Source organism: Aliivibrio sp. 1S175 (genome assembly GCF_001690985.1).
Lineage (GTDB): Bacteria > Pseudomonadota > Gammaproteobacteria > Enterobacterales > Vibrionaceae > Aliivibrio.
In genome coordinates this window covers 1-590 of sequence record NZ_MAJS01000083.1, presented here as the reverse complement: position 1 = coordinate 590, position 590 = coordinate 1, and the positions used below count along the sequence as shown (strand labels likewise).

The 590-nt window shown below is 34.9% G+C and carries 1 protein-coding gene; it reads left to right on the top strand.

The features are described 5' to 3' along the window. Positions 1-100 precede the first annotated feature (100 nt). Entirely contained in the window at positions 101-385 is a 285-nt protein-coding gene (locus tag A6E06_RS18470; RefSeq protein WP_065594264.1) for a YciI family protein, read from the top strand. Positions 386-590: the final 205 nt, after the last annotated feature.

The following is a 590-nucleotide window of genomic DNA, read 5'->3' as shown; positions in this document are numbered from 1 at the left end:
TATGCAGGCGTTATGTGTTTGTTTAGCATTACTATTATAAGCTTGATTCTAAGTCTTTATACGAGCATTATGAACTAGGTGTATTTATGGAGAGAAAGAGATGTTTGTAGTTTCGTTGACGTATATTTGTGAAATGAGCGACGTTGAAAAGTATCTGGATGAACATATTAAATATTTAGATAATCAATATGAATTAGGGCACTTTATTGCCTCTGGTCGAAAAGTTCCAAGAGTTGGTGGTGTAATTTTAGCAACCGTAGATAGTGTGGATATACTAAATAAAATCTTAGCTGATGACCCGTTTAATAAACACGGTTTAGCGGAATATGATGTAATCGAGTTCATTCCTACAAAAACGGCAAAAGAATTAGATTTTCTTCGTTAAAAATCAGTCCTACAGTAATCAATGTTTTTGGGTCCCATTAGAAGTGAAATATTTGATTCATGAGTACACACATAACAAATGCATCAACACGATTTACTACACTCGGCAATCTCAGTTTGCCGGGTGTTTCTCGTTTTAAGGCGTCAATATTAAGTATAATTGCATAGTAGTAAACGTGTTATGCAGGCGTTGTGCGTACTGAGTC